Consider the following 25,239-nt stretch of genomic DNA (forward strand, 5'->3'; position numbering starts at 1 on the left):
TAGTGTTGCTCGCTCGATAGATAGGCAAAACACTCATAAACCCCGCACCGATGTTGCGGGGTTTTTTGTATCTGAATACAGCAAAAGTTAAATAATGAACGGTGACGTTCCATGGAGAAACCCGATGTCTAACAGAGTCATTATATTTGATACCACGTTACGTGATGGCGAGCAGGCATTAGCCGCTAGCTTGTCAGTCAAAGAAAAGTTACAGATCGCCATGGCGCTGGAACGTCTTGGTGTTGACGTCATGGAAGTGGGATTTCCCGTATCTTCCCCCGGTGATTTTGAGTCGGTGCAAACCATTGCTCGCACCATTAAAAATAGCCGAGTGTGCGCATTATCCCGCGCCTTGGAAAAAGATATTGATGCCGCCGCTCAAGCATTATCGGTGGCTGATCAGTTCCGCATTCATACGTTTATCTCCACCTCGACCATCCATGTTGAGAGCAAATTAAAACGTTCATTCGAGCAAGTGTTGGAAATGGCGGTCGGTGCAGTGAAATATGCCCGTCGTTTTACCGATGATGTTGAATTTTCATGCGAAGATGCGGGGCGTACACCGATTGATAATTTGTGCCGTATGGTGGAAGCGGCGATTCATGCGGGGGCTCGCACTATCAATATCCCAGATACCGTGGGTTACACAGTGCCAAGCGAGTTTGGTGGCATTATTCAAACCCTGTTTAATCGCGTACCGAATATCGACCAAGCCATTATTTCGGTTCACTGCCACGATGACTTAGGTCTGTCGGTCGCCAATTCGATTACTGCTGTGCAGCATGGCGCGCGCCAAATCGAATGTACCATGAATGGGATTGGTGAGCGTGCGGGTAACTGTTCTTTAGAAGAGATCGCCATGATCTTAGCGACCCGTAAGAACCTGCTAGGGTTTGAAACGGGGATCAATGCGAAGGAAATTCACCGAACCTCAAATTTAGTCAGCCAGTTGTGCAATATGCCAATCCAGTCGAATAAGGCGATTGTTGGCGCTAATGCCTTTACCCATTCGTCGGGGATTCACCAAGATGGCATGTTAAAAGCGCAAAACACTTATGAAATTATGACGCCAGAGAGCATCGGCCTGAATCGTAACAATCTGAATATGACCTCGCGCTCCGGCCGTCATGTGATTAAGCATCGCATGGAGGAAATGGGCTATAGCGAGCAGGATTACAACTTGGATGCCCTGTACGAACAGTTTTTAAAATTGGCGGATAAAAAGGGCCAAGTCTTCGATTATGACTTAGAAGCCTTAGCCTTCATGGAGACACAAGCCGCAGAAGATAACTTTTATCAATTACAGCAGTTAGTGGTGCAATCTGACTCAACCGAAGGCGTGGCCACGGCGACGGTACGTATTGATGTCGGCGGTGAGATTAAAACTGAGGCCGCTACAGGCAATGGCCCTGTTGATGCTGCCTATAATGCTATCGCCCGTGCGACTGACCGCCGTATCGATATCATCAGCTACAAATTGGGTGCTAAGGGCGTAGGACAAAATGCGCTCGGCCAAGTTGATATTACCGCGGTTTACCATGAGCAAAATTTCCACGGTGTCGGGTTAGCGACCGACGTGGTTGAGGCATCTGCCCGTGCATTAGTGCACGTGATGAACCTGACATGCCGCGCCGATAAGGTTGCAGATTACAAACAGAATATGCATAAAAACAAAGAGCTGGGCGGCGTATAGCCAAGGTAATATCGAGCATAAAGTTTTCACATTGAAGGAGTGAGCGGGCGTATGAGTTATCAAATTGCAGTATTAGCCGGGGATGGCATTGGGCCTGAAGTGATGGCCGAGGCGCGTAAGGTGTTAAAGGCGGTTGAGGCACGTTTTGGTCTTAATATTGAATACACTGAATATGATGTTGGCGGTATCGCCATCGACAATCATGGCTGTCCATTGCCAGAGGCAACACTGAAAGGCTGTGAAGCGGCCGATGCCATTCTATTCGGCTCTGTCGGTGGCCCAAAATGGGAAAAACTGCCGCCCAATGATCAGCCCGAGCGCGGTGCATTGTTACCGCTACGGGGTCACTTCGAACTGTTTTGTAACCTACGCCCCGCTAAATTGCATGATGGTTTAGAACATATGTCACCGCTGCGCAGCGATATTTCTGCAAGAGGTTTCGATGTTCTCTGCGTGCGTGAGTTAACGGGTGGGATCTACTTCGGCAAGCCTAAGGGGCGCCAAGGTGAAGGTGAGAGCGAAGAAGCCTTCGATACCATGCGTTATAGTCGCCGCGAGATTGCCCGTATTGCGCGCATTGCCTTTGAAGCCGCCCGCGGACGCCGTAAAAAAGTCACTTCGGTCGATAAGGCAAACGTCTTAGCTTGTTCGGTATTGTGGCGCCAAGTGGTAGAAGAAGTGGCGGTGGATTTCCCCGATGTTGAACTTGAACACATCTATATCGACAACGCGACCATGCAGTTGCTGCGCCGCCCCGATGAGTTTGACGTGATGCTGTGCTCTAACTTATTTGGTGACATTCTATCGGACGAAATCGCCATGTTGACTGGTTCCATGGGCTTGTTGTCTTCAGCGAGTATGAATAGCACTGGCTTTGGTTTATTTGAGCCTGCTGGTGGTAGTGCGCCGGATATCGCAGGTAAAGGTATTGCTAACCCGATCGCACAAATTTTGTCGGCTGCATTGATGCTGCGCCACAGCTTAAAGCAAGAAGAAGCAGCAAGCGCGATTGAACGTGCAGTAAGTAAGGCGCTCAATTCTGGCTACTTAACCGGTGAGCTATTAAGTAGCGACCAACGCCATAAGGCTAAATCGACGGTCGAAATGGGCAACTTTATCGCCGATGCAGTTAAGGCAGGTGTGTAATGACTAATCCTTCAATATCAAGCGCTCCGAAAACCCTGTATCAAAAGGTGTGGGATGCTCACGTTGTAGCAACTCCCGAGGGTGAAGCACCGATCATTTATGTCGACAGACACTTGGTTCACGAAGTGACATCGCCTCAAGCCTTTAGTGGCTTAAAAGTAGCTGGGCGTAAATTACGTGCCCCAGAGAAAACCTTTGCCACCATGGATCACAACACTTCGACACGCAGTGCCAGTCTCGATGCCTTAAGCCCGATGGCTCGTACTCAGGTCGAGACCTTGGCGCAAAACTGTAAAGACTTCGGCGTGCGCTTATATGATATTCACCATCCGAATCAAGGGATTGTGCATGTTATGGGGCCTGAGCTTGGGATTACCTTACCCGGCACTGTGATCGTCTGTGGTGATTCTCACACCGCGACCCACGGCGCCTTTGGCGCCTTGGCCTTCGGTATTGGCACTTCCGAGGTGGAGCATGTATTGGCAACCCAAACTCTGCGCCAATTAAAAGCCAAAACCATGAAAATCGAAGTCCGTGGTCAGGTTACCGATGGCGTAACGGCTAAAGATATCGTACTGGCGATTATCGGTAAGATAGGTATGGATGGCGGTACTGGCTATGTGGTTGAGTTTTCTGGTGAGGCCATTGAAGCATTGTCGATGGAAGGGCGCATGACAGTCTGCAATATGGCGATTGAAATGGGCGCTAAGGCTGGCATGGTTGCGCCGGATCAAATCACTTTCGATTACCTAGAAGGTCGTGAATTTGCACCGAAGGGCGAAGATTGGGTGCAGGCGGTAGCTGAGTGGAAAACACTGAAAACCGATGTTGGCGCTGAGTTTGATGCCACCGTGGTGTTGGATGCTGCCGATATCGCGCCGCAGCTCACGTGGGGCACTAACCCAGGACAAGTCGTTGCTATCGATGCGCTTGTGCCAAATCCTGCCGATGAGGTGAATCCAACGATTCGCGCTAGCATGGAAAAAGCACTGGACTATATCGGCTTAACTGCTGGTACGCCAATGACAGCTGTGGCGATCAATAAGGTCTTTATCGGATCTTGCACTAACTCGCGGATTGAAGATTTACGCAGCGCGGCGAAGCATGCCAAAGGGCGCAAAGTGGCTGCGGGCGTTACGGCAATCGTAGTACCTGGTTCTGGCCAAGTGAAGGCACAGGCCGAGGCCGAAGGCTTAGATAAAATCTTTATCGAGGCTGGATTCGAATGGCGTTTACCGGGCTGCTCTATGTGTTTGGCGATGAACGATGACAGATTAGAGGCGGGCGATCGCTGCGCCTCGACCAGTAACCGTAACTTCGAAGGGCGCCAAGGTCGTGGTAGTCGCACCCATTTGGTGAGTCCGGCGATGGCGGCAGCGGCGGCAATCGCAGGGCATTTTGTCGATATCCGTAAACCTTACTAACCGTCATCCCAACAGGAGAAGTTAATGCAACCTTTTACTTGCCATACCGGGCTTGCGGTGATGATCGACAGCGCCAATATCGATACCGATCAAATTACCCCGAAGCAATTTTTATCTAAGGTGACGCGCGATGGATTCGGCGTGCACTTATTTCACGATTGGCGCTATTTCGATGATGCGGGAGATGTGCCAAACCCTGAGTTCACCCTAAACAAACCTCGCTATAGCGGCGCCTCGATTCTGCTGGCGCAGGAAAACTTTGGCTGTGGTTCTAGCCGTGAACACGCCCCGTGGGCATTGGCGGATTTTGGCCTGCGCGCCATTATCGCCCCGAGCTTTGCCGATATTTTTTATGGAAACTCCATCAATAACGGTTTACTGCCGGTGAAGCTTAGCGCGAGTGAAGTGCGTCAGTTAATGGATGAGGTGGCGAGCGAAGAAGGCGCACAAATCACCGTCGACTTAACCACTTGTAAGGTGACATCGCCTTCTGGCGCTGAGTTTAGCTTTACACTGGCCGAGTCGGCGCGACATAAATTGCTGAATGGATTAGATGCCATTGGATTGACCTTATCCCACGGGACGCAGATCAGCGAATACGAATCACAAATCCCAAGTTGGCGACGCTGAGCTATTCGGCGAACACTTGTACCTTAATAGATGTTAATCTTAAACGCCTAGTTCGAAAACTAGGCGTTTTTGTTATTTCTGCTTAAGCGGCTAAATGTAATTTATTGTATTTATTAGTTTAAAATGAAGGGTGACTTTCCTGTATGGTAAGGAAAATGATCGATAGTGATTTGTGCTGAATTTTTATGAATAAAATGGCTTACAAGTGTTTATGAGTTTTATGTTATTTAATTTATTGTTTTTAAATTAATTTAACTCTTGTGGTGCTTGCCTTGAAAATGCTTTCAGCAAATCTATCTTTGGAAATGCACTGATTATTCTTGTTTTAAAAGTGATTTGCCTCACTAAAAATATTGATTAGATTGTTTTGGCTAGTTTTTTTATCTGTTTTATTCTCGCTTGTTGCAAACATCTTCTGCATCAGTAAACTGCCGAGCATTCAATATGGAGTGTTTGCTCTATTTTGTGTGAGCGCCATTGTGATCCCGTGAATGGCACAAGATAACAATAATATTTTTCGAGAATAATGATGCAAAAACGTCTTCTGACTTTGGCTGTGACTGCGGCCCTATTAAGTACAACGACTCAAGTCCATGCCGCAGGTTTTCAACTTGCCGAATACTCAGCAACTGGCCTAGGCCGTGCCTTCGCCGGTGAAGCTGCGATGGCGGATAATGCTTCGGCACAAGCGCGCAACCCTGCGATGCTGACCTATTTAGAAGGTCGCCAGTTATCTGCTGGTGGTATCTATGTGATGCCAAATGTGGATGTAAAAGGTGATGTAAGCCTAAGCTCGCCTCTGCTTGGTCCTAATCCAATCGTGATGAACGGTGATGCTATCGACGTAGCCGATGACGCTTTGGTACCTAACTTCTATTATTCCAATCAGTTAAATGACCAATGGACTTGGGGTCTAGCGGTAAACTCTAACTATGGTCTCGCCACTGAATTGCCAGCGACCCATGCTGCGGCCATTTTTGGTAACAAGACATCAGTAACGACCGTTGAGTTTAATCCAAACATTGCGTACCGCATCAATGATGCCGTCAGTGTTGGTGGTGGTGTGCGTATCGTTTATGGCGAAGGTGAAATCGGTGCTTCGTTACCGGGCTGGGTGGATAAAATTAAACCCGGTTTACCTCCACAAGTAGCTGGTATGCTGCCTCCTGGTGGCACTGAACTCAAAAGCATGAAGGGTGATGACATTGGCTACGGTTGGCAACTCGGTGCTAGCTGGCAAATTAACCCTGCCCATCGTTTAGGTTTGGCTTACCACAGTGGCGTGCAGCTTGATCTAGATGGTCATGCTTCGGGGGTGATTTACGATGGTGGTCAAAATCTGTCAATCGAAGGTTATTTACCCCTTGAGTTACCTGCGTTTGCCGAACTGTCGTCCTATCACCAATTAACGGATAACTGGGCGATGCACGCCAGTGTTAACTGGACCGATTGGAGTGTATTCGATCAGTTAGTGGCTTACTTCCCTGGTGAAGTAAAACCAAAGGGTGGTTTAGAGTCTGACTTAGTGAAAGAAGAGCACTTTGAAGATAACTGGCGTTTTGCTTTAGGTACGACTTACCAAGTGAGCAATGATTGGTTAGTTCGAGCTGGTGTTGCCTTAGATAAAACGGCGGCAACTAATGAATGGCGTACAACAACTATCCCTGACTCAGATCGTCTGTGGTTCTCTGTTGGTGCCGGTTATCAGGCAACTAAAAACCTGAATGTTGATTTCGCGCTGACTTATATCCGCGCCACGGGTGATGCGCCAATCAACGAGCAGCAAAATCTGTTAAACCTCGCGACTGTTAACTTTAACGGTGAAGCGAGCGGTGATGTTTGGTTAGCAGGTATTCAAATGAGTTATAAGATGTAATGCCTAAATAATTAAAAAGCCCTGAATTCTCAGGGCTTTTTTGTCTCTAAGTGTTAGGGCTACTCAGTATCTTTTGGGCCATGTGTTCGATGGATCCCTAAACTTCCGAGCACGTATTTTTCGTAAATAGGCTCGCTGGTGCCGTTGCGGACTTTGTAAAGAAAGTATTTCTCAAAGGCAATTTTGGCCACATGCACCCATTTACCCATGGACGTCCAGTTAGCATTACGGGGTGGATTTTGCGGCAGAGCCACAAAAGCGGCGCCTTTATCTCCCATATCAGCTAAACAAATGGCGTTGAGTGTTGGGTGGGTTTGTGGTGGCTCTCCTTTTAGGTTCGCAAGGATGTTATCCACAATTGCTGTCGTCATCGATTCAATCATAAAACCTGTTTTGGGTACGCCAATCGGTACGGGGTTTTTTCCAGTGGTGGCAGCGCGACACAAACTCCAGCGGCATAGATTTCTGGGTAACGTGGTGATCGTTGGAAGGAGTCGGTGAGAACAAAGCCTTTCTCGTTACATAGCTCAGGTACCGATGCAATGGCTGCACTGCCCTTGAAGGGCGGTAAAAACATCGCCAAGGAGAAGGGTAAGGTATGTTGGAATTCTACTTCGCCCTTTCGATCCAATTCGTCAACATAAGCCATACCTGATTCAAAGTGGGTTGTTTTAGCATTGCAAATCCACTTGATGCTACGTTCTCTAAATTCATGTTCCATAAGTGACTTAGAGTCCCCAACGCCACCGAGCCCCATATGACCCACATAGGGCTCACTGGTCACAAAGGTAATAGGGATATGCTGACGAACTTTATGTTTACGTAATAAGCTTTCTAGGGATAACACATACTCATAGGCTGGACCAAAACAACTTGCCCCTTGCAATGCGCCTACTACCACTGGGCCGGGTTTTGCGAGCAGTTGTTGAAAGCATTCATAGGCTTTTTCGGCGTGATCAATGGTACAAATAGATTGAGTAAACCCTTCAGGGCCCGAACCTGGGACGTTTTCAAAGGCGAGTTTAGGGCCTGTGCAGATGACTAAATAGTCGTAATTATTTGTTGTACCATCCCCTAAAGTGAGCTTTTTGTTGAGTGGGTCTATATGGGTAACACCTTCACCCGAATAACTTATTTTGCGTTTAGCCAAGTAAGTCCCAATGGGTAGGCTAATGTCTTCACGTGTACGTTCACCGAGGGCGACCCAAGGATTAGAAGGCACAAATTGAAAATCAGTGCCCTCACTTATCACGCCGATTTCACAATCGGAGGGTAATCGTTGTTTGAGTTCAAATGACACTGATACGCCACCTAATCCCGCCCCAATCACAATGATTTTTTTCATTATCTATTCCTTCAAATCGATATTGTTAACAAACAACCTACCTTGGTCTTTGTGTTATCTAAATATGGTCAATTAGATTTTTCTAATGACTTAAGCGTAGAAGGAATGTCATTTTTTGCAATCGAATTACAATGCTTTTTATCAATTAGTTGGGATGGTGCTCTGATTTATAGAGCGCTGGTCAAGCGGGATTATTACGAATATATTCAATCCCATGATAAATCCCGAGTGGAATGTCTTGCATCGCTTCTCTGATTTCTGCTTGGTGTAATGGAAGGAAATAACAGTGCAAAAGAAATATGTGGTGGCCCTAGATCAAGGCACAACCAGCTCAAGGGCGATTGTATTTGACCACGATGCCAATATTGTCAGTGTTTCACAGCGGGAGTTTACTCAACTTTATCCTAATCCCGGCTGGGTTGAACACGATCCAATGGAGATTTGGGCAAGCCAAAGTTCAGTGCTTATTGAGTCGTTGGCTCGAGCGGGGATTCACAGCGATGAAGTGGCGGCGATTGGTATTACCAATCAGCGGGAAACCACCGTTGTTTGGGAAAAGGCAACCGGTAAACCGGTTTACAATGCCATTGTCTGGCAGTGTCGCCGCAGCGCTGAGATCTGTGAGCAACTGAAAGCGCACGGCTTAGAAGATTATGTGCGTGAGAATACCGGCCTTTTACTCGATCCTTATTTTTCAGGCACTAAGATCAAATGGATCTTAGATAATGTGCCGGATGCACGTGCGAAGGCCAAACGAGGTGAACTGTTATTTGGTACGGTTGACACTTGGTTACTGTGGAAACTCACGGAAGGCAAAGTGCATGTGACCGATCCCACCAACGCCGCTCGCACGTTGCTGTTTAACATCCATAGCTTGAGTTGGGATAGTAAGCTGCTTGAGGCGCTCGATATTCCTGCCGCCATGTTGCCCGAAGTAAAACCTTCCTGCAGTGTCTATGGCACAACCCGTATTGCCGGTGAGGGCAGTGAAATTCCACTGGCGGGGATTGCGGGCGATCAACAGGCGGCGCTCTTTGGCCAGCTCTGTGTTGAGCCGGGAATGGCCAAAAACACTTATGGTACAGGCTGCTTTTTGCTGATGAACACAGGTAACAACGCCGTGCGTTCATCCCATGGTTTATTAACCACAGTGGCGGTAGGTGCGCAAGGTGAAGTGAACTACGCCCTCGAAGGCTCAGTATTTATGGGCGGTGCGACTATTCAATGGTTGCGGGATGAGCTGGGACTTATTCGCGACGCCAGCGATACCGAATATTTTGCCTCTAAAGTGGCGGATACTAATGGGGTGTATTTAGTCCCCGCTTTTGTGGGGCTCGGCGCACCCTATTGGGACCCCAATGCCCGTGGTGCATTATTTGGATTAACGCGCGGTGCTAACCGTAATCATATTATCCGCGCGGCATTAGAGTCGATTGCCTACCAGAGCAAGGATTTGCTCGATGCCATGATCAAAGACAGTGGCGTCAGCCTAAAGCGTTTGAAAGTGGATGGTGGCGCGGTCGCAAATGACTTTTTAATGCAATTTCAAGCAGATATTACCGATGTTGAAGTGTTACGGCCGAGTGTTTGTGAAACGACCGCTTTGGGTGCGGCATTCTTAGCAGGGCTGGCCGTTGGATTTTGGCACTCGGTAACTGAGCTGGAGCATAAGGCCTGTATCGATAAACACTTCAAACCGAATATTGATGTGAGTAAAAGGGAGCAGTTATACGCTGGTTGGCAAGATGCGGTGGCAAGAACGCGTTCTTAGTTTCGTTTAGGCTTAAAACACATAAGGCGCATCCTAAGGTTGCGCCTTACTTATTTAAGGGCCAGCACGTTAAACTTCGATATCGATAATATGTTTGTTAGCTGGCTGCGCTGTGTCAGCGGTATCGTCAGTGACTTCAAGTACTTTTCCTTCTTTTAAATCTTGTTTGTCCGCTGCGCGGCGTTTTTTATTGCGACTGGCATTATCCTGTTTACGTCTTTCTCTGACTTTCGCATCTAAGGTGGGTGGCAATTGCGACTGCGGCGTTTCATGGCTATCGGGCGCATTGGCGGTGGCACTGCTCACCTGATCAACGATCCGCTTTGGGGTTAATACGGGTTTTACTGGCTGAGCCAGCATAGCGTAAAGACTGTCCAATCCACTCATAGCGCCTCCTTGGTTTATGACCACTTAACCCTTTATCGGCAGGGGCTGCTCAATATTTAGACTATACGCCGATTGAAGCCTATGCGCGACACTCTACTGGCACTCTGACTTTGGCCAATATCTGTGTTGCGCCTTAGTGACGAGTGCAAGTTTGCTAGGGCTGGCCTTGTGTTGGCAGCTTAGGCGAATGCCCTGTTCAAGCTCTGCTGTGGTGAGTTTATCCAGATCATAATCATTGGGACTGGGCGCCTGCTCGACAAACCTTAGTTTACACAGGCCGCAGCGTCCGCCACCGCCACATTGGGTTCTTAGCCTTTCACTCCCTCGATTAATGCTTTCTAAATAAGTGCCATTGAGCTCGGTAAATTCAGCAAGAGGCTGATTGTCCTGAGTATAAAGCGCCAGTTTTCCTGTTGCGGCCTTGCGTCTAAAGAAAGGGAGTGATAACTGACCTTGATGGAATTTATGCCCAAGGATGTAAATCCCCGAAAGACCTAATAACAGCGCGGCAATGCTGACAAGTTGTACCAATACGTGGTTAAAACCAATGCCATTATCGGGAGCATAATCCATAAAATGCAGCATAAACAGCAGATCTTTAAGATCCGATTGGCGATTTTGGTGGGCAAGAATCAGGCCCGAGGCTGTATCGATATAAATCCGAGTGCCTACTTTGTCCGCGGCTGTCAGCATAGCAACTGGGCCACTGGCGTCGAATGGCGTTTCATGGGTGAGGATTTGCGGTGCGCTGAGTTCACCAGGGCCTGAGTAACTCTGTTTGGCAATAGCGAGTATCTCGGCATCATGCAAGGATAGCGGTTGGAGTGAGTCGGCCCAAAACCAGCGGTTTTGCTGAGTTGTTGTGAGGGCATACACTGCGCGGCTAAGCACTGAAGTCAACTTAAGCTCGATAATGCCTTCTGCTTGATATTGTTGCAGTAGATTAGCCGTGGGGGCGAGTGCAGTAGTGGGACTCGCTGTTTGATGCGTAGTGCGATATGGGTTCGCATCGAAAAAACGCTCGTCAATCAGGTTAAAGGCCAGTCCTGTTACGATCCAAATCAACAGTTGCAGGCCAGCAATAAGTGATAGCCATTTGTGTAGAGTTTGCATCACTAAACTGATATGGCGTTTACTCTCAGCATTCCGTTTGTTTGAGAAGCTCATTTTGGCTCCTCTTGGGAGTTAGTATTGCGAAAACTGATATAGCTCAACGCGATACCAAAGAGTGCGGTCAATAGGGCGAGTGTACTCATTACCGTGAGTAACGGGTTCTGCACATTCTCCCGAGTCTTGTAGTCCATAATGTGCAGCATCCACATTATATCGAACAGCCGCCAGTAATTATGTCGAGCGCTGACCAATTGTCCTGTGACCGCGGAGATATAGAGTGTCGAGTTCATTGCATCGTCCAACTCCAACTGCCATACAGGTAATGCGCGGAGGGAGATTTCATTCGGTGCTGTTTGCTGGTGGAGTGTTGAATGGATGATCTTAGCCTTGCCCGTGTATAGTTGCTGAGCGGTGTCGAGTGCTTGTTGTTGATTTAAGAGGGGTAATAATTCTCCCGTCACAGTGCTAAAACGCTGTAATTTCCCCGCTATTTTGGCGCTATAAAAGAGTGTGCTTTGGTGAGCATATAAATTGATTTCTGTTGCATCTGGGTGAGTTTTGATGAAATCCGTCAAGCTATAAGCGGGAGCTTCTACATGGAAAATTGCGGCATTGTTCTTGTTTGCCAGAGGTTTGCCACGGATAAACTCGATATCCATCCATACCATATATGCACCTGTTGCAATCCATATTAACAATTGAAAGGCGGCGAGGAGTGCAAACCATTTGTGGTAGGTGCGGATCTGAGTTGCGGTCATAGGCGATTTATTTTGAGTTAATCCCATGGGAGTTTTGATCTTCCTCGCAATCGTGAAATAAAAATACTCACCTAATTGCAGAATAAATCTACAACCAAAAATAAAATTTCAGCTATTTATGCTGAAATTTTACACTTCACGGGATCACAAAAAGGTTAATTTTAGGTTTGTTTTGTTACGCGTTGTGAGTCTAGCGTGATTTACCTATGAGGAAAATCCCACATTTACCGAAATTTTGTGGCAGAAATTTCATTGCAACTGCCTGAAAGCAAAAGGCTGCTGTTTTTTTGTCCGCTTTTTATTTCTATGGTTTCCACCGTTTAGCTGATTTTAAGCTGCTCATTTTGTCAAAACATTGTCGCTAAGTTATGGGGTCAACATGCTGCTAACCCGCTTGCCGACTGGCTTTATAAAAGGATCCCATCCCTTGACAATGCTTGTCGACTATCCCTAAACTTAGCATTTGTGGGAAATAGTGGATATTTGTGGATCAAAAAGCAAAGGATAGGATGAATTAGCGTGTTTCGTGGAGCCAGTGCTATCAACTTAGATACAAAGGGACGGATCGCTATTCCAGTGCGATACCGCGAACCTTTGCAACTAGAGCACCAGGGCCGCATCGTCATCACAGTCGATATTCAATCTGCGTGTTTGCTCCTTTATCCCCTCCACGAATGGGAGTTGATTGAAGCTAAGTTGCTCAAGCTTTCGGATACAGATAAAACCCAACGATCCCTTAAGCGCATGTTGCTGGGCTATGCCCATGAGGTGGAGCTCGATAGCAACGGACGCATATTACTGCCTCCACCGCTAAGGCAATATGCCAATTTAGATAAACGCATCATGCTGGTGGGACAGTTAAACAAATTTGAGCTGTGGGATGAGCAAGCTTGGCTGCAGCAAATTGATGAGTGTCAGGAAACGATTCGAAGCGAGGAGCTTGCTAACAACGAGCGTCTGGCTGATTTTTCACTCTAACGAGTCGCATAATTAAATAAGAAGAAATTAATGAGTCAAGAATTTGCCCATTTATCCGTTTTGCTCGAAGAAACGGTTGGCGGTTTAAACATTAAAGACGATGGCATCTATATTGATGGCACGTTTGGCCGCGGTGGTCATTCAAGACAAGTATTGCAAAGACTGGGTGAAAACGGACGCCTGATTGCGATCGACCGCGATCCTCAGGCTATTGAAGCTGCTAAACAATTTGCCGATGATCCCCGTTTTCAAATCGTACACGGTGGCTTTGGTCAGTTAGCCGATTACGTCGAAGAGCTTGGTCTGGTTGGCAAGATTGATGGTGTGTTACTCGACTTAGGCGTGTCCTCACCGCAGCTCGATGATGCAGAACGTGGTTTTAGCTTTTTGCGTGATGGTCCACTCGACATGCGCATGGACAATAGCCAAGGTGAAACCGCTGCCCAGTGGTTAGCCCGTGCTGAAATTGAAGATATGGCATGGGTATTCAAAACCTATGGCGAAGAGAAAAATGCTCGTCATATTGCCCGTTGCATTGCTGCCGACCGCGATAAAACCCCGTTTTTACGTACCAAAGATTTAGCCGATTTAATTGCGCGGATCACCAAAAATAAAGAGCGTAATAAACACCCTGCCACCCGCGTGTTTCAGGCAATACGTATCTATATCAATAGTGAGTTAGATCAAATTGATCAAGCACTTGAAGGTGCATTAACCGTGCTTGCTCCGCAGGGCCGCTTATCGATTATCAGCTTTCACTCCTTAGAAGACCGCATAGTGAAGCGATTTATCCGCCGCCACAGTCAAGGTGAGAGTGTGCCTCATGGTTTACCCATCACTGAAGATCAGATTAATAAGTCGCGTAAACTACGCGCCATTGGCAAGGCGATTATGCCATCCGATGAGGAAATTGAACGCAATGCAAGAGCCCGTAGTTCGGTATTACGCATTGCCGAGCGACTAGATTATTAGAGGGCAAGTAAATGAGTAAGCCCTCATTGAGTCTACCACAGGTTGTATTACACGACCTTTGGCAACACAAATGGATTTTGTTACTTGCCCTGCTCGTGCTCAGTAATGCTGTGGCTGTGGTGTATACCAGCCATGTGAGTCGCAAACTCACTACTGAATGGGATCTGCTATTGCAGGAGCGTGACAGGTTAGATATCGAGTGGCGCAATTTATTATTGGAAGAGCAATCCCAAACGGAGCATAGCCGAATTACGCGGATTGCATCGAAGGATCTCAACATGAGTCGCCCATTACCCAGCGAAGAAGTTGTGGTAAAGGTGCCGTGAACATAGGGAAGATATGATTAGGCAAGCAAAAACCAAACAGGCAAGCAAAAAGCAAAAGCCACAACTGATCCATTGGCGGTTATACGTCGTGGTTGGTTTTGTATTTGCGATGTTTTCAAGCCTGGTGGGTCGTGCTGCTTATATCCAAATTATTGAGCCTGATAAGCTTCGCCATGAGAGCGATATGCGTACGTTACGTACTACCAGTCGTGAGGTACAGCGTGGCTTAATTACTGATCGCAATGGGGATATGCTGGCGGTGAGTGTGCCAGTGCGTGCAGTGTGGGCAGATCCAAAGCAAGTTAACGATAGCAATGGCTTTACAGATATGCGTCGTTGGCAAGCACTGGCTGACGTATTACACGAACCCGTTGAAGACGTACTCGATAAAGTCCGTAGCAATCCAACTAAACGTTTTACCTACCTTAAGCGTCAAGTGACTCCCGCGGTGGCTGATTACATAACTCAGCTTAAATTGCCTGGGGTATTTTTAAAGTCTGAGTCTCGCCGTTACTATCCCGGTGGTGAGATAACTGCCCAACTTATCGGTATCACTAATATCGATGATGTGGGTATTGAAGGCGTTGAAAATGCCTATAACAGTTGGCTTACTGGTACGCCATCCAAACAGAAAGTACGTAAGTCACGTGATGGTCATGTGGTTGAGCGCCTCGATATCGTCCAAGAAGGCGAAAGCCCAAATGATCTTGTCCTGAGTATCGACCATAGGATCCAGCAGCTTGCCTATCGAGAGTTAAAGCGCACCACAGAAATGAACCAAGCGACATCAGGGTCGATTGTGGTACTCGATATCCACACGGGTGAAGTGTTAGCGATGGCGAATACGCCCTCCTTCAACCCTAATTCCCGTGATAATTTTCAAACCTTCAGAATGCGTAACCGCGCGATGACGGACACCTTCGAGCCCGGCTCGACCATTAAACCTTTTGTTGTTGCGGCGGCGTTAGAAGCGGGCACCGTTAAATCCACTGATGTGATCCCAACCTCTCCAGGTTGGATGCGTTTAGGTGGACGCCAAGTGCGTGATGCATCTAACTACGGTGATATGACGCTAGCGCGTATTTTGGCCAAATCCAGTAACGTGGGCATTAGTAAATTAGCCCTGTCGATTCCTGTACAGCAGTTACTCGGCACTTATCAATCCATGGGATTAGGTAGTTTTTCAGGGATTAACTTAACGGGAGAAAGCGCAGGCCTTATCCAAGATCGTCACCGTTGGTCTGACTTTGAGCGTGCCACGTTATCCTTTGGTTACGGCTTAACCGCGACGACGCTGCAATTAGCGCGGATGTACGCGACTTTAGGCAATGGCGGCACTTTATATCCAGTATCGATTTTAAAACTTAAAAAGCCGCCCGAAGGTGAACGGGTGATTTCAGAAGAAGTGGCTAGAGACGTGCTGCAAATGATGGTGGGTGTCACCGAAAAAGGTGGTACAGGTACGCTTGCGCATATCGATGGTTATCCCGTCGCAGGTAAGTCGGGCACCAGCCGTAAGGCGGTAGCCGGTGGTTATGGTGATGATTATGTTGCGTTATTTGCAGGCGTTGCGCCGGTGAATAATCCCAAACTCGCTATCGTCGTTGTGGTCAATGAACCTAAGGGCGATCTCTATTATGGTGGTTCAGTGGCAGGGCCTGCTTTCGCTAAGGTGATGTCAGGCGCACTGCAAATGTTAAATGTTGAACCCATTTCCGATAAAGAACAGGTGCAATTGGCGGGTCTCGCCGGGAGAACTGAATAATGTTATTAAGGGATCTACTCGCTCCTTGGTTCCCCTACGCGGGCGAACAAACCTTCCAAGATTTGACTCTAGATAGCCGCGCAATACGTCGCGGCGATGTGTTTTTAGCGCTGCCAGGACACAAGGTCGATGGTCGTCAATTTATTGATAAAGCCTTAGCCCAAGGTGCGGCGGCGGTGTTAGTGCATACGGATAATCCCCAAGAGCAGGGCAAAGTTATTGCGGCTGAGCAAGGCGTGCAGATTTACTTCTACGACTTAGCGAAGCACGTTTCAGCGGTGGCTGCGGTGCGTTATCCCGTTGTTCAAGGTCAATCTATGGCCATTGTGGGTATTACAGGGACTAATGGCAAAACTTCGACAAGCCAATTGTGCGCGCAATTAGTGACGCTGCTTGAGGGTAAAGCGGCGGTGATGGGCACGCTCGGCAATGGCCTGTGGGGCGAGTTAGTCGATAGCGGCAATACGACCGCCGATGCCATTACCTTAATGCACCAACTGCATGAGTTTGCAGATAAAGGTGTAAATACCTGTGCGATGGAAGTCTCGAGCCATGGTTTAGTCCAAGGGCGAGTCGATGCAGTGCCCTTCGATGTGGCGGTATTTACTAACCTGACCCGTGATCACTTGGACTACCACGGTGATATGGAAAACTATGCCGCGGCCAAGCAAATGCTGTTTCGCTTCGACTCTCTGCGCCACGGCCTACTGAATCTCGATGATCCCGTGGGCGTCGCTTGGTTATCCGAGCTGGCAAACGTTCCTGCGAAGATGTGGGGTTTTAGCATTGAAGCGCATACCGATGCTGCGTTTTACACTAAGAATGCCCAATTTAACGACCAAGGCGTGCAGGCGACCTTAGTCTGGCCCGAGGGCGAAATCGATATTCGTTCGCCGTTATTAGGCGCTTTTAACCTCTCGAATTTACTCGCTGCACTATCAGCCCTGTATTTACAGGGAATGGATATGCGTGCATTAGCTGCCAAGGTACCTTACTTAGTGCCCGTTGCTGGCCGTATGGAACGTTTTACCACCGCGGACAACATCACCTTAGTCGTCGATTATGCCCACACCCCCGATGCGATTGAACAGGCACTTAATGCCCTGCGTCGTCACTGTGCAGGGGAGCTTTGGTGCGTGTTTGGCTGCGGTGGCGACCGTGACAAGGGTAAGCGGCCTTTAATGGGGCGTGCGGCGGAGCAATTTGCCGATCGCATTATGGTGACTAGCGATAATGCCCGCAGCGAAGATCCTAACCAAATTATTACCGATATTATCCAAGGGCTGACTCACCCAGAGCGAGCGCTGACCGAGGTTGACCGTGTGGCTGCGATTAAACAAGTCGTCGCACAGGCTAAATCTGGGGATGTGATTTTGCTTGCGGGCAAAGGCCATGAAACTTACCAAGAGGCGGCAGGTGTGCGTCATGACTATGATGAACGCGCCCTGGCACGTCAGTTATCGGAGCAACGCTAATGATCCCAATTTCCCTCGGGGCACTGAGCCAATACTTAGGTGCGCATCGAGTCGGTGACGATGTCACCATCCAAGCATTAAGCAGCGATAGCCGTAAAATCGGCCCCGCGACCCTTTTCGTCGCCTTAAAGGGTGAGCGGTTTGATGGCCATGATTTTGCGGCCACGGCAATTGAAAATGGCGCCATTGCATTACTGGTTGAACGTGAATTGGCCTTTGATATTCCGCAGCTAATTGTTGCTGATTGCCAAAAGGCCATGGGCGCGATTGGCGCCTATGTCCGCGACCAAGTGAATCCTATTTGTGTGGCATTAACTGGCTCTAACGGCAAAACCAGCGTGAAAGAGATGATTGCCACTATTTTGTCGGCTAAGCATCAAGTACTTTACACCGCGGGTAATTTTAATAATGAAATCGGCGTACCTTTAACCCTACTGCGCTTAACCCCCGAAGATAAGTATGGGGTATTTGAGTTAGGGGCTAACCATAAAGGCGAGATTGATTACACCTCTGCATTGGTCCGTCCGCATGTGGCGTTAGTCAATAACGTCGGCAGTGCCCATTTAGAAGGCTTTGGCTCGCAGGCCGGTGTGGCGCAGGCAAAATCGGAAATTTATAACCATCTGCAACAAGGCGGTACTGCGATTATTAATGCCGACGACGCCTTTGCTGATGTGATGCGTGTTAAAGCCAAGCATTATAAACAATTGAGCTTCTCCCAGCAGGAAGGCGCGGCGAAACGCCAAATCGATGTGATTGCGACAGGTCATAAAGCCAATAGCGATGGTTGTTACCGCTTTATTCTTAATTATGCGGGTGAGTCCTGCGAAGTGACCTTACCTTTAGCGGGACGTCATCAAGTCAGCAATGCCTTAGCTGCTGCAAGTGTTTGTATCGCATTAGGATTAACTCTAAAAGAGATCGCCGAAGGCTTAAGCAAACTGATCCCCGTTAAGGGACGTATGCAGCCGACTCAATTAGGCCGAGTCCGTTTAATCGATGATAGCTATAACGCTAACCCTGTATCCGTGGGGGCGGCTATCGCTTGGTTAAAGGAAATTTCTGAAAATCGTTGTTTGGTACTGGGAGATTTGGGCGAATTAGGCGACAATGCGCCCCTTTTACACGCTGAACTGGGACAACTGGCAAAGCAACAGGGGATCGATGCCCTGTTCTGTACTGGCACCTTGACTCAGCATACTAGCCAAGCTTTCGGGGCGGAGCACCATGATAGCGTGGCGACGTTAGTAGAAAAACTCATAAAACACATCAACCAGTTGCCGGGACAGGTGACGGTTTTAGTTAAAGGTTCACGAAGTGCCGCAATGGAGCGGGTCGTGGATGGCCTAACAGTAGCCTTCGGGCGTGGGGAGTTAGTGTAGATGCTGGTGTATCTGGCCGAGTATTTAACCCGTTTTCACACTGGGTTTAACGTATTTTCCTATGTGACGTTTCGAGCCATTTTGGGCTTGTTAACCGCATTAGTATTTAGTTTATGGTGGGGTCCTAAACTTATCGAGCGCTTACAGTTGATGCAAATTGGTCAAGTGGTGCGTAATGATGGTCCTGAGTCGCATTTCAGTAAGCGCGGAACGCCCACTATGGGTGGTTTACTGATCCTTGCGGCCATCTTTATCAGTGTGCTGTTATGGGGCGATCTTGGTAGCCGTTATGTTTGGGTGATGCTGTTTGTTTTAGGCAGCTTCGGCATGATTGGCTTTATTGATGATTACCGCAAAGTGGTACGTAAAGATACTAAGGGATTAATTGCGCGCTGGAAGTATATTCTGCAATCTTTAGCAGCGTTAATTATTGCTTTCTTCCTCTACACCACAGCGTCTAACCCGGGTGAAACCCAGTTAGTCGTACCTTTCTTTAAGGACGTGATGCCACAACTGGGCGCTGTGTTTATCGTATTGGCCTACTTTACTATCGTGGGTTCAAGCAACGCGGTGAATTTAACCGACGGTCTCGATGGCTTGGCGATTATGCCAACGGTAATGGTAGCAGCCGCATTTGCCTTGATTGCTTATCTGTCTGGCCATGCTCAGTTTGCCAATTACCTGCATATTCCGCATTTACCAGGCTCTGGTGAGCTGGTGATCGTTTGCACCGCGATTGTGGGCGCAGGTTTAGGCTTTTTATGGTTTAACACTTATCCAGCACAGGTCTTTATGGGCGATGTGGGTTCTCTTTCTTTAGGGGCTGCATTAGGTGCGATTGCGGTATTAGTTCGCCAAGAAATCCTGTTAGTGATCATGGGCGGGGTGTTTGTCATGGAAACCGTGTCAGTGATATTGCAGGTCGGTTCTTACAAATTACGCGGTCAACGGATATTCCGCATGGCGCCTATCCATCACCACTACGAGTTAAAAGGTTGGCCTGAACCACGCGTGATTGTCCGCTTTTGGATTATCTCTATTTTCTTAGTGTTGCTCGGCTTAGCCACGTTGAAGTTAAGGTAATCATTCATGCAAAGTCATTATTCACACATAGTATTAGGTTTGGGTGCCACAGGGCTCTCGGTAGTGCGCTATTTGTGTGGAAAAGGCATTACGCCGTTGGTGATGGATAGCCGTCGCCAGCCTCCCGGTGCCGAAACACTGGCAAGCTCATTCCCTGAGGTGCAATTAATTGCTGGCGGATTTGATTGCCGTTATCTAGTGCAGGCGACGCAAATCATTATCAGCCCTGGGATTGCGATTGATACTCCCGAAGTGCGCGCGGCACTGGATATGGGGATTGAAGTCATTGGTGATGTTGAGTTATTTGCCCGTGAAATTGCCGATCGTAAACCTTGTGTGATTGGGATTACGGGCTCAAATGGCAAAACGACAGTGACCACCTTAGTGGGTGAAATGCTGCGTGAAGCAGGCATTGCTGTTGCTGTGGGCGGCAATATTGGTACTCCGGCGCTGGATTTGCTGCAAGAGAATGCGGATATTTTTGTGCTTGAGTTATCGAGTTTCCAGCTTGAAACCACCCATAGCTTGAATTGTGTGGCATCAACCTGTTTAAACGTGACGGAAGATCATATGGACAGGTACAGCGATATGGATGCCTATCGGAAGGCCAAACTACGTTTGTATCATCAAAGCCGTTCCATCATTTTTAACCGTGATGATGCGCTGACTATCCCAACTGAACCCATGAACCAAAACAGCTTTGGTTTAGCGCCGCCTGAAGGCGACGAGTGGGGCATTTGCGACAGCAAGATTTATCACGGCCACAGTGAAATCATGCCAATCACCGAAGTGTCGCTGATTGGTAGCCATAACCATGCCAACCTACTTGCTGCAATGGCGCTGGTCTACGCGGTGGGTGTGGATAAGCAAGTGATGGCCAAAGTGGCTCGCACCTTTACTGGCCTTTCTCACCGTTGCGAAGTGGTAGGGGTCAAAGGTGGTGTGACTTATGTGAATGACTCTAAAGCAACCAATGTGGGGGCTACTGTTGCGGCCCTTGATGGTTTAAGCGATCACCTCGGCGACATTATTTTGATTGCTGGCGGCGATGGTAAAGGTGCGGATTTCAGTCCACTGGCCGAGCCGTTAACAAAAGTGACTCACCTCATTACCTTAGGTAGAGATGGCAATAAGATTGCCGCGCTGAAAGAAGGCGCTATTAAGGTTGATTCAATGGCTGCCGCTGTTGCTAAGGCCGCTCAATTAGCGACTTCGGGTGATATTGTGTTGTTGTCGCCCGCCTGTGCAAGTCTGGATATGTACAGCAACTTTATGGCTCGTGGTGATGATTTTAGAAGCCAAGTGGAGCGACTCGATGGCGAGTGATGCAAGACAGCTCAGCCTGTTTGGGCGAGTGCTGAATGCACTGCCTAACTGGCAACGAGATACCGAAGTCCCGGGCGCACAATTGTACGATCGGGCTTTGCTCACTGCTGTTTTGTCTTTGATTGGCTTTGGTTTTGTAATGGTGATGTCTGCCTCTATGCCCGAGGCACAAACACTGACGGGTAACCCATTCCATTTTATGACTCGCCATGTGGGTTATCTGTTGGGATGTTTAGTGATTGCCGCATTTGTGCTGAGGGTTGAAATGCAAACTTGGCAGCGGATGAGCCCTATCATGCTGCTGGTTGTATTTTTGATGTTACTGGCAGTACTGGTTGTGGGAACTACCGTAAACGGCGCGACCCGTTGGTTATCAATCGGCCTAATCCGTATTCAAGTGGCCGAGGTCGCTAAGTTTGCGTTTTCTGTGTACATGGCGGGCTATCTGGTGCGCCGTCATCAGGAAGTACGTGAAAATGCTAAGGGCTTCTATAAGCCGATTGCGGTATTTGCGATTTACGCGATTTTGATTTTGATGCAGCCCGACTTAGGCACTGTGGTGGTGTTGTTCGTCGGCACTGTTGGACTGTTGTTTCTCGCGGGTGCTCGGTTGCTGGACTTTTTCGCGCTGATCTTTGCTGGCATTTTAGCTTTCGTCGCGCTGGTACTGCTCGAGCCTTATCGTATGCGCCGGGTGACATCGTTTTTAGACCCTTGGCAAGATCCGTTTGGTAGTGGCTACCAGTTAACTCAATCGCTGATGGCCTACGGCCGGGGTGATTGGTTCGGCCAAGGCCTTGGCAACAGTATTCAAAAGTTGGAGTACCTCCCCGAGGCGCATACCGACTTTATCTTTGCCGTGATTGGTGAAGAGTTAGGGTTTATCGGCATTATCGCGGTGTTATCCGTGTTGCTGTTTGTGGCATTAAGGGCCATTCGCCTCGGCAATTTATGTCTGGTGATGGACAAAGCCTTCGAGGGTTATCTGGCCTATGCCATTGGGATTTGGATCTGTTTTCAGACCGTCGTTAATGTGGGCGCAAGCATTGGTATGTTACCTACTAAAGGGTTAACACTGCCCTTTGTGAGTTACGGCGGTAGTAGTTTATGGGTCATGACTGCGGCGGCAATGACATTGCTACGCATCGATTATGAGCGGCGCATGAGTTTAGTTCAGGCCGTGCAAGGGAGATTGAAGTAATGACCGACGCGGGTAAACGTATTTTAGTCATGGCAGGCGGCACGGGTGGACATGTGTTCCCGGCGCTCGCGGTGGCAAAATATTTAGCGCAGCAAGGTTGGCAAGTGCGTTGGTTAGGCACCGCCGACCGCATGGAGGCGCGTTTAGTGCCTCAGTATGGCTTCGACATCGATTTTATCGACATTAAGGGCGTGCGTGGCAATGGCTTAGTGCGTAAATTGGCGGCGCCTTTTAAAGTGGTGCGATCGATTCTGCAAGCCAAGGCAGTGATTGCCGAATTTAAACCCGATGTGGTGCTAGGGATGGGCGGTTTTGCCAGTGGCCCTGGTGGTGTGGCCGCGAAATTAGCGGGCGTGCCTTTAGTGTTGCATGAGCAAAATGCCATTCCGGGAATGACCAATAAATTACTCTCGCGGATTGCTAGCCAAGTATTATGCGCCTTTAAAAATACCTTCACTCAGGTTAAAGCAAAGGTGGTGGGTAACCCCATCCGTCGCGAGTTAATTGCTTTAGGTGCCGAGCCTAAGCAAGCAGCGGATGATGCCTTAAAAGTCTTGGTGGTAGGTGGCAGTTTAGGCGCCAAAGTCTTTAACGACTTAATGCCTGAAGTCGTGGCTGCGCTCAGTAAACAGCAGTCGATTACGGTTTGGCATCAAGTGGGTAAGGATAATCTGACAGGAGTCAAGTCGGCTTATCAACAGCAAGGACAAGAGGGCGGCGTTAACGTTGCCGAATTTATTGATGACATGGAAGCCGCCTATCGCTGGGCAGATGTGGTATTGTGCCGCGCTGGCGCGCTGACGGTATCCGAGTTAGCGGCGGTGGGACTTCCGAGTATTCTGGTGCCTTATCCCCATGCAGTGGATGATCACCAAACCCGTAACGCTCAAGTATTGGTTGAGGCTGGCGCCGCTTTCCTATTGCCACAGGCCATCTTGGACGTGAATAAACTGGTGAGTAAATTACAGTTACTCGCCAATGACAGAGCAGAATTAGCCCAAATGGGCCAAAGAGCGAGAGATGTTGCCGTACTGGATGCAACCGAACAGGTGGCCCAAGTGTGTATCGCTCTCGCCGAGAAAGGATAGGTATGACTAAGACAGAAAGATACTTACAGCTAAGAAGTATGATCCCAGAAATGCGCCGGATTAAGCGTATTCATTTCGTCGGCATTGGCGGCGCGGGCATGGGCGGGATCGCTGAAGTATTAGTAAACGAAGGGTATGTTGTCAGTGGTTCTGACATCGCGCAAAACGCCGTGACTGACAGACTATGCCTGCTGGGCGCGAAAATCCATATCGGCCATGGCGCCGATAACGTGCAGCAAGCCGATGTGGTGGTGGTCTCGACCGCGATTAATCCTGAGAATCCAGAGATTATTGCGGCGAAGGAATTGCGTATTCCTATCGTGCGCCGCGCTGAGATGTTGGCTGAGTTGATGCGTTATCGCCATGGTGTAGCGATTGCAGGAACTCACGGTAAAACCACGACCACCAGTTTGATTGCCAGTTTGTATGGTCAAGCGGGGCGCGATCCAACTTTTGTTATCGGTGGTTTACTTAACAGCGCTGGCACCAATGCCCGCTTAGGCACGAGTCGTTATCTGATTGCCGAAGCAGACGAAAGTGATGCGAGCTTCCTGCATCTGCAACCTATGGTCAGCGTAGTGACGAATATCGAAGCCGATCATATGGATACCTACGGTGGTGATTTTGAAAAGCTCAAATCGACCTTCGTGGATTTTTTACATAACCTGCCTTTCTATGGCGTGGCTGTCGTTTGTATCGATGATCCAGTCGTACGTGAGATTATGCCGCGTATAGGTCGTCATATGATCACCTATGGCTTCAGTGATGATGCCGATGTGCAGGCGCTGAATTTCCATCAGCAGGGTCACCAATGCCGCTTTACCGTCAGACGTAAAGGCAAAGAAGATTTAGACCTGCTGCTTAATCTGCCGGGTCAGCACAATGTATTAAATGCACTGGCAGCGATTGCCGTGGCGACAGAAGATGAAATTGATGATAGCGCCATCATTCAAGCCTTGGCTGAATTCCAGGGTATTGGTCGTCGTTTCCAACACTTAGGCAAGTTCGCGACGCCAAAGGGCGAAGTGATGTTAGTGGATGATTATGGTCACCACCCCAGCGAAGTGGCGGCGACCATTAAAGCGGCGCGTGCAGGCTGGCCTGACAAACGTTTAGTGATGGCTTATCAGCCACACAGATACACTCGTACTCGCGATCTGTACGAAGACTTTATTGAAGTGTTATCTCAGGTAGATTGCTTGCTATTGCTCGATGTGTATAGTGCCGGTGAAGCACCGATCCCTGGCGCCGACGGTCGGGCTCTATGCCGTTCGATTCGTTTGCGTGGGCAGTTAGACCCCATCTTTATTGCTAGCCCAGATCAGTTAGCCGAAGTGCTACCCGATGTGTTGCAGGAAGGGGATTTATTGTTGACCCAAGGTGCAGGTAATATAGGTGCCTTGTCGCGTCAGTTAGCCGCCACTGAATTAGGCTTTAGCACGGCTGTGACAACCGAGGTAAAACCTTGATGAATTGCGTGACAACTTGGATTTAAAGGAA

22 protein-coding genes are annotated in these 25,239 nt (G+C 48.6%); 17 read left to right on the forward strand and 5 right to left on the reverse strand.

Features of this window, described 5'->3' with window-relative positions:
• Positions 1-124: 124 nt before the first annotated feature.
• The 5 genes from leuA to KXJ80_RS04655 all read left to right on the forward strand — a co-directional run bounded on the left by leuA (position 125) and on the right by KXJ80_RS04655 (position 6,769).
• Positions 125-1,693 (forward strand): 2-isopropylmalate synthase, encoded by a 1,569-nt coding sequence (gene leuA / locus KXJ80_RS04635; RefSeq protein ID WP_047534488.1) that lies wholly within the window; start codon positions 125-127, stop codon positions 1,691-1,693.
• Between the two features lie 51 nt (positions 1,694-1,744).
• Positions 1,745-2,839: a 3-isopropylmalate dehydrogenase gene (gene leuB / locus KXJ80_RS04640; RefSeq protein ID WP_203432604.1), complete on the forward strand. Its 1,095-nt coding sequence runs from the start codon at positions 1,745-1,747 to the stop codon at positions 2,837-2,839.
• Positions 2,839-4,263 carry a 3-isopropylmalate dehydratase large subunit gene (gene leuC / locus KXJ80_RS04645; RefSeq protein ID WP_203432605.1) on the forward strand — a complete coding sequence of 475 codons (1,425 nt, stop codon included), beginning with the start codon at positions 2,839-2,841 and terminating at the stop codon, positions 4,261-4,263. Before leuB ends, leuC begins: the two co-directional genes overlap by 1 nt.
• 24 nt (positions 4,264-4,287) lie before the next feature.
• Complete coding sequence (gene leuD / locus KXJ80_RS04650; protein WP_259474533.1) at positions 4,288-4,893, forward strand: 3-isopropylmalate dehydratase small subunit; 606 nt, start codon at positions 4,288-4,290, stop codon at positions 4,891-4,893.
• A 529-nt stretch (positions 4,894-5,422) separates the two neighbouring features.
• Complete coding sequence (locus KXJ80_RS04655) at positions 5,423-6,769, forward strand: outer membrane protein transport protein (RefSeq protein WP_218737919.1); 1,347 nt, start codon at positions 5,423-5,425, stop codon at positions 6,767-6,769.
• Between the two features lie 59 nt (positions 6,770-6,828).
• Here the strand turns inward: KXJ80_RS04655 and KXJ80_RS04660 are convergent, their stop codons facing one another.
• The gene (locus KXJ80_RS04660; protein WP_238560511.1) at positions 6,829-7,140 is read right to left on the reverse strand and encodes a hypothetical protein; all 312 of its coding nucleotides are present in this window, start codon (positions 7,138-7,140) and stop codon (positions 6,829-6,831) included.
• Between the two features lie 8 nt (positions 7,141-7,148).
• Entirely contained in the window at positions 7,149-8,114 is a 966-nt protein-coding gene (locus tag KXJ80_RS04665) for an NAD(P)/FAD-dependent oxidoreductase (protein ID WP_256929845.1), read from the reverse strand.
• 286 nt (positions 8,115-8,400) lie between these two features.
• On the opposite strand from KXJ80_RS04665, the gene glpK reads away from it, so the two are divergent.
• A complete protein-coding gene (gene glpK / locus KXJ80_RS04670; RefSeq protein WP_188871871.1) occupies positions 8,401-9,885 on the forward strand; it encodes a glycerol kinase GlpK in 1,485 nt (494 codons plus the stop codon).
• 69 nt (positions 9,886-9,954) lie between these two features.
• Here the strand turns inward: glpK and KXJ80_RS04675 are convergent, their stop codons facing one another.
• The 3 genes from KXJ80_RS04675 to KXJ80_RS04685 all read right to left on the reverse strand — a co-directional run bounded on the left by KXJ80_RS04675 (position 9,955) and on the right by KXJ80_RS04685 (position 12,170).
• Positions 9,955-10,272, reverse strand: coding sequence for a hypothetical protein (locus tag KXJ80_RS04675; protein ID WP_037422850.1), 318 nt, complete (start codon positions 10,270-10,272; stop codon positions 9,955-9,957).
• Positions 10,273-10,365: 93 nt separating this feature from the next.
• Positions 10,366-11,439 carry a PepSY domain-containing protein gene (locus KXJ80_RS04680; RefSeq protein WP_218678267.1) on the reverse strand — a complete coding sequence of 358 codons (1,074 nt, stop codon included), beginning with the start codon at positions 11,437-11,439 and terminating at the stop codon, positions 10,366-10,368.
• Positions 11,436-12,170 carry a peptidase gene (locus tag KXJ80_RS04685; protein ID WP_229777986.1) on the reverse strand — a complete coding sequence of 245 codons (735 nt, stop codon included), beginning with the start codon at positions 12,168-12,170 and terminating at the stop codon, positions 11,436-11,438. The genes KXJ80_RS04680 and KXJ80_RS04685 overlap by 4 nt, the downstream gene beginning before the upstream one ends.
• Before the next feature lie 492 nt (positions 12,171-12,662).
• Here KXJ80_RS04685 and mraZ point away from each other — a divergent pair, with 492 nt between their 5' ends.
• Genes mraZ through murC form a run of 11 tightly spaced genes read left to right on the forward strand, consistent with a single transcriptional unit; the run spans position 12,663 to position 25,208 of the window.
• Positions 12,663-13,121 (forward strand): division/cell wall cluster transcriptional repressor MraZ, encoded by a 459-nt coding sequence (gene mraZ, locus KXJ80_RS04690; RefSeq protein ID WP_037428867.1) that lies wholly within the window; start codon positions 12,663-12,665, stop codon positions 13,119-13,121.
• A gap of 30 nt (positions 13,122-13,151) precedes the next feature.
• Positions 13,152-14,093 carry a 16S rRNA (cytosine(1402)-N(4))-methyltransferase RsmH gene (gene rsmH / locus KXJ80_RS04695; protein ID WP_011624305.1) on the forward strand — a complete coding sequence of 314 codons (942 nt, stop codon included), beginning with the start codon at positions 13,152-13,154 and terminating at the stop codon, positions 14,091-14,093.
• A gap of 11 nt (positions 14,094-14,104) precedes the next feature.
• Entirely contained in the window at positions 14,105-14,419 is a 315-nt protein-coding gene (gene ftsL / locus KXJ80_RS04700; protein ID WP_037422840.1) for a cell division protein FtsL, read from the forward strand.
• Positions 14,420-14,432: 13 nt separating this feature from the next.
• On the forward strand, positions 14,433-16,184 hold the full coding sequence (locus KXJ80_RS04705; protein WP_037422838.1) for a peptidoglycan D,D-transpeptidase FtsI family protein: 1,752 nt from the start codon (positions 14,433-14,435) through the stop codon (positions 16,182-16,184).
• Positions 16,181-17,659 (forward strand): UDP-N-acetylmuramoyl-L-alanyl-D-glutamate--2,6-diaminopimelate ligase, encoded by a 1,479-nt coding sequence (murE, locus tag KXJ80_RS04710; RefSeq protein WP_218678912.1) that lies wholly within the window; start codon positions 16,181-16,183, stop codon positions 17,657-17,659. The genes KXJ80_RS04705 and murE overlap by 4 nt, the downstream gene beginning before the upstream one ends.
• Entirely contained in the window at positions 17,659-19,041 is a 1,383-nt protein-coding gene (locus KXJ80_RS04715; protein WP_047534511.1) for a UDP-N-acetylmuramoyl-tripeptide--D-alanyl-D-alanine ligase, read from the forward strand. The genes murE and KXJ80_RS04715 overlap by 1 nt, the downstream gene beginning before the upstream one ends.
• Entirely contained in the window at positions 19,042-20,124 is a 1,083-nt protein-coding gene (gene mraY, locus KXJ80_RS04720; protein WP_037422832.1) for a phospho-N-acetylmuramoyl-pentapeptide-transferase, read from the forward strand.
• Positions 20,125-20,130: 6 nt separating this feature from the next.
• Positions 20,131-21,450, forward strand: a complete 1,320-nt coding sequence (murD, locus tag KXJ80_RS04725) for a UDP-N-acetylmuramoyl-L-alanine--D-glutamate ligase (protein WP_144346569.1) — start codon at positions 20,131-20,133, stop codon at positions 21,448-21,450.
• Positions 21,440-22,651 carry a cell division protein FtsW gene (gene ftsW / locus KXJ80_RS04730; RefSeq protein WP_259474810.1) on the forward strand — a complete coding sequence of 404 codons (1,212 nt, stop codon included), beginning with the start codon at positions 21,440-21,442 and terminating at the stop codon, positions 22,649-22,651. Before murD ends, ftsW begins: the two co-directional genes overlap by 11 nt.
• On the forward strand, positions 22,651-23,739 hold the full coding sequence (gene murG, locus KXJ80_RS04735) for an undecaprenyldiphospho-muramoylpentapeptide beta-N-acetylglucosaminyltransferase (protein WP_037422824.1): 1,089 nt from the start codon (positions 22,651-22,653) through the stop codon (positions 23,737-23,739). The genes ftsW and murG overlap by 1 nt, the downstream gene beginning before the upstream one ends.
• 2 nt (positions 23,740-23,741) lie before the next feature.
• Positions 23,742-25,208: a UDP-N-acetylmuramate--L-alanine ligase gene (gene murC / locus KXJ80_RS04740; RefSeq protein WP_037422821.1), complete on the forward strand. Its 1,467-nt coding sequence runs from the start codon at positions 23,742-23,744 to the stop codon at positions 25,206-25,208.
• Positions 25,209-25,239: the final 31 nt, after the last annotated feature.

Source organism: Shewanella xiamenensis (assembly GCF_024971755.1).
Lineage (GTDB): Bacteria > Pseudomonadota > Gammaproteobacteria > Enterobacterales > Shewanellaceae > Shewanella > Shewanella xiamenensis.

What these genes read in the sequence shown, in the direction of transcription:
- leuA (WP_047534488.1), top strand. Translation starts at nt 125, where the DNA reads ATGTCTAACAGAGTCATTATATTTGATACCACGTTACGTGATGGCGAG.
- leuB (WP_203432604.1), top strand. Translation starts at nt 1,745, where the DNA reads ATGAGTTATCAAATTGCAGTATTAGCCGGGGATGGCATTGGGCCTGAA.
- leuC (WP_203432605.1), top strand. Translation starts at nt 2,839, where the DNA reads ATGACTAATCCTTCAATATCAAGCGCTCCGAAAACCCTGTATCAAAAG.
- leuD (WP_259474533.1), top strand. Translation starts at nt 4,288, where the DNA reads ATGCAACCTTTTACTTGCCATACCGGGCTTGCGGTGATGATCGACAGC.
- KXJ80_RS04655 (WP_218737919.1), top strand. Translation starts at nt 5,423, where the DNA reads ATGCAAAAACGTCTTCTGACTTTGGCTGTGACTGCGGCCCTATTAAGT.
- KXJ80_RS04660 (WP_238560511.1), bottom strand. Translation starts at nt 7,140, where the DNA reads ATGACGACAGCAATTGTGGATAACATCCTTGCGAACCTAAAAGGAGAG.
- KXJ80_RS04665 (WP_256929845.1), bottom strand. Translation starts at nt 8,114, where the DNA reads ATGAAAAAAATCATTGTGATTGGGGCGGGATTAGGTGGCGTATCAGTG.
- KXJ80_RS04675 (WP_037422850.1), bottom strand. Translation starts at nt 10,272, where the DNA reads ATGAGTGGATTGGACAGTCTTTACGCTATGCTGGCTCAGCCAGTAAAA.
- KXJ80_RS04680 (WP_218678267.1), bottom strand. Translation starts at nt 11,439, where the DNA reads ATGAGCTTCTCAAACAAACGGAATGCTGAGAGTAAACGCCATATCAGT.
- KXJ80_RS04685 (WP_229777986.1), bottom strand. Translation starts at nt 12,170, where the DNA reads ATGGGATTAACTCAAAATAAATCGCCTATGACCGCAACTCAGATCCGC.
- rsmH (WP_011624305.1), top strand. Translation starts at nt 13,152, where the DNA reads ATGAGTCAAGAATTTGCCCATTTATCCGTTTTGCTCGAAGAAACGGTT.
- ftsL (WP_037422840.1), top strand. Translation starts at nt 14,105, where the DNA reads ATGAGTAAGCCCTCATTGAGTCTACCACAGGTTGTATTACACGACCTT.
- KXJ80_RS04705 (WP_037422838.1), top strand. Translation starts at nt 14,433, where the DNA reads ATGATTAGGCAAGCAAAAACCAAACAGGCAAGCAAAAAGCAAAAGCCA.
- KXJ80_RS04715 (WP_047534511.1), top strand. Translation starts at nt 17,659, where the DNA reads ATGATCCCAATTTCCCTCGGGGCACTGAGCCAATACTTAGGTGCGCAT.
- mraY (WP_037422832.1), top strand. Translation starts at nt 19,042, where the DNA reads ATGCTGGTGTATCTGGCCGAGTATTTAACCCGTTTTCACACTGGGTTT.
- murD (WP_144346569.1), top strand. Translation starts at nt 20,131, where the DNA reads ATGCAAAGTCATTATTCACACATAGTATTAGGTTTGGGTGCCACAGGG.
- ftsW (WP_259474810.1), top strand. Translation starts at nt 21,440, where the DNA reads ATGGCGAGTGATGCAAGACAGCTCAGCCTGTTTGGGCGAGTGCTGAAT.
- murG (WP_037422824.1), top strand. Translation starts at nt 22,651, where the DNA reads ATGACCGACGCGGGTAAACGTATTTTAGTCATGGCAGGCGGCACGGGT.
- murC (WP_037422821.1), top strand. Translation starts at nt 23,742, where the DNA reads ATGACTAAGACAGAAAGATACTTACAGCTAAGAAGTATGATCCCAGAA.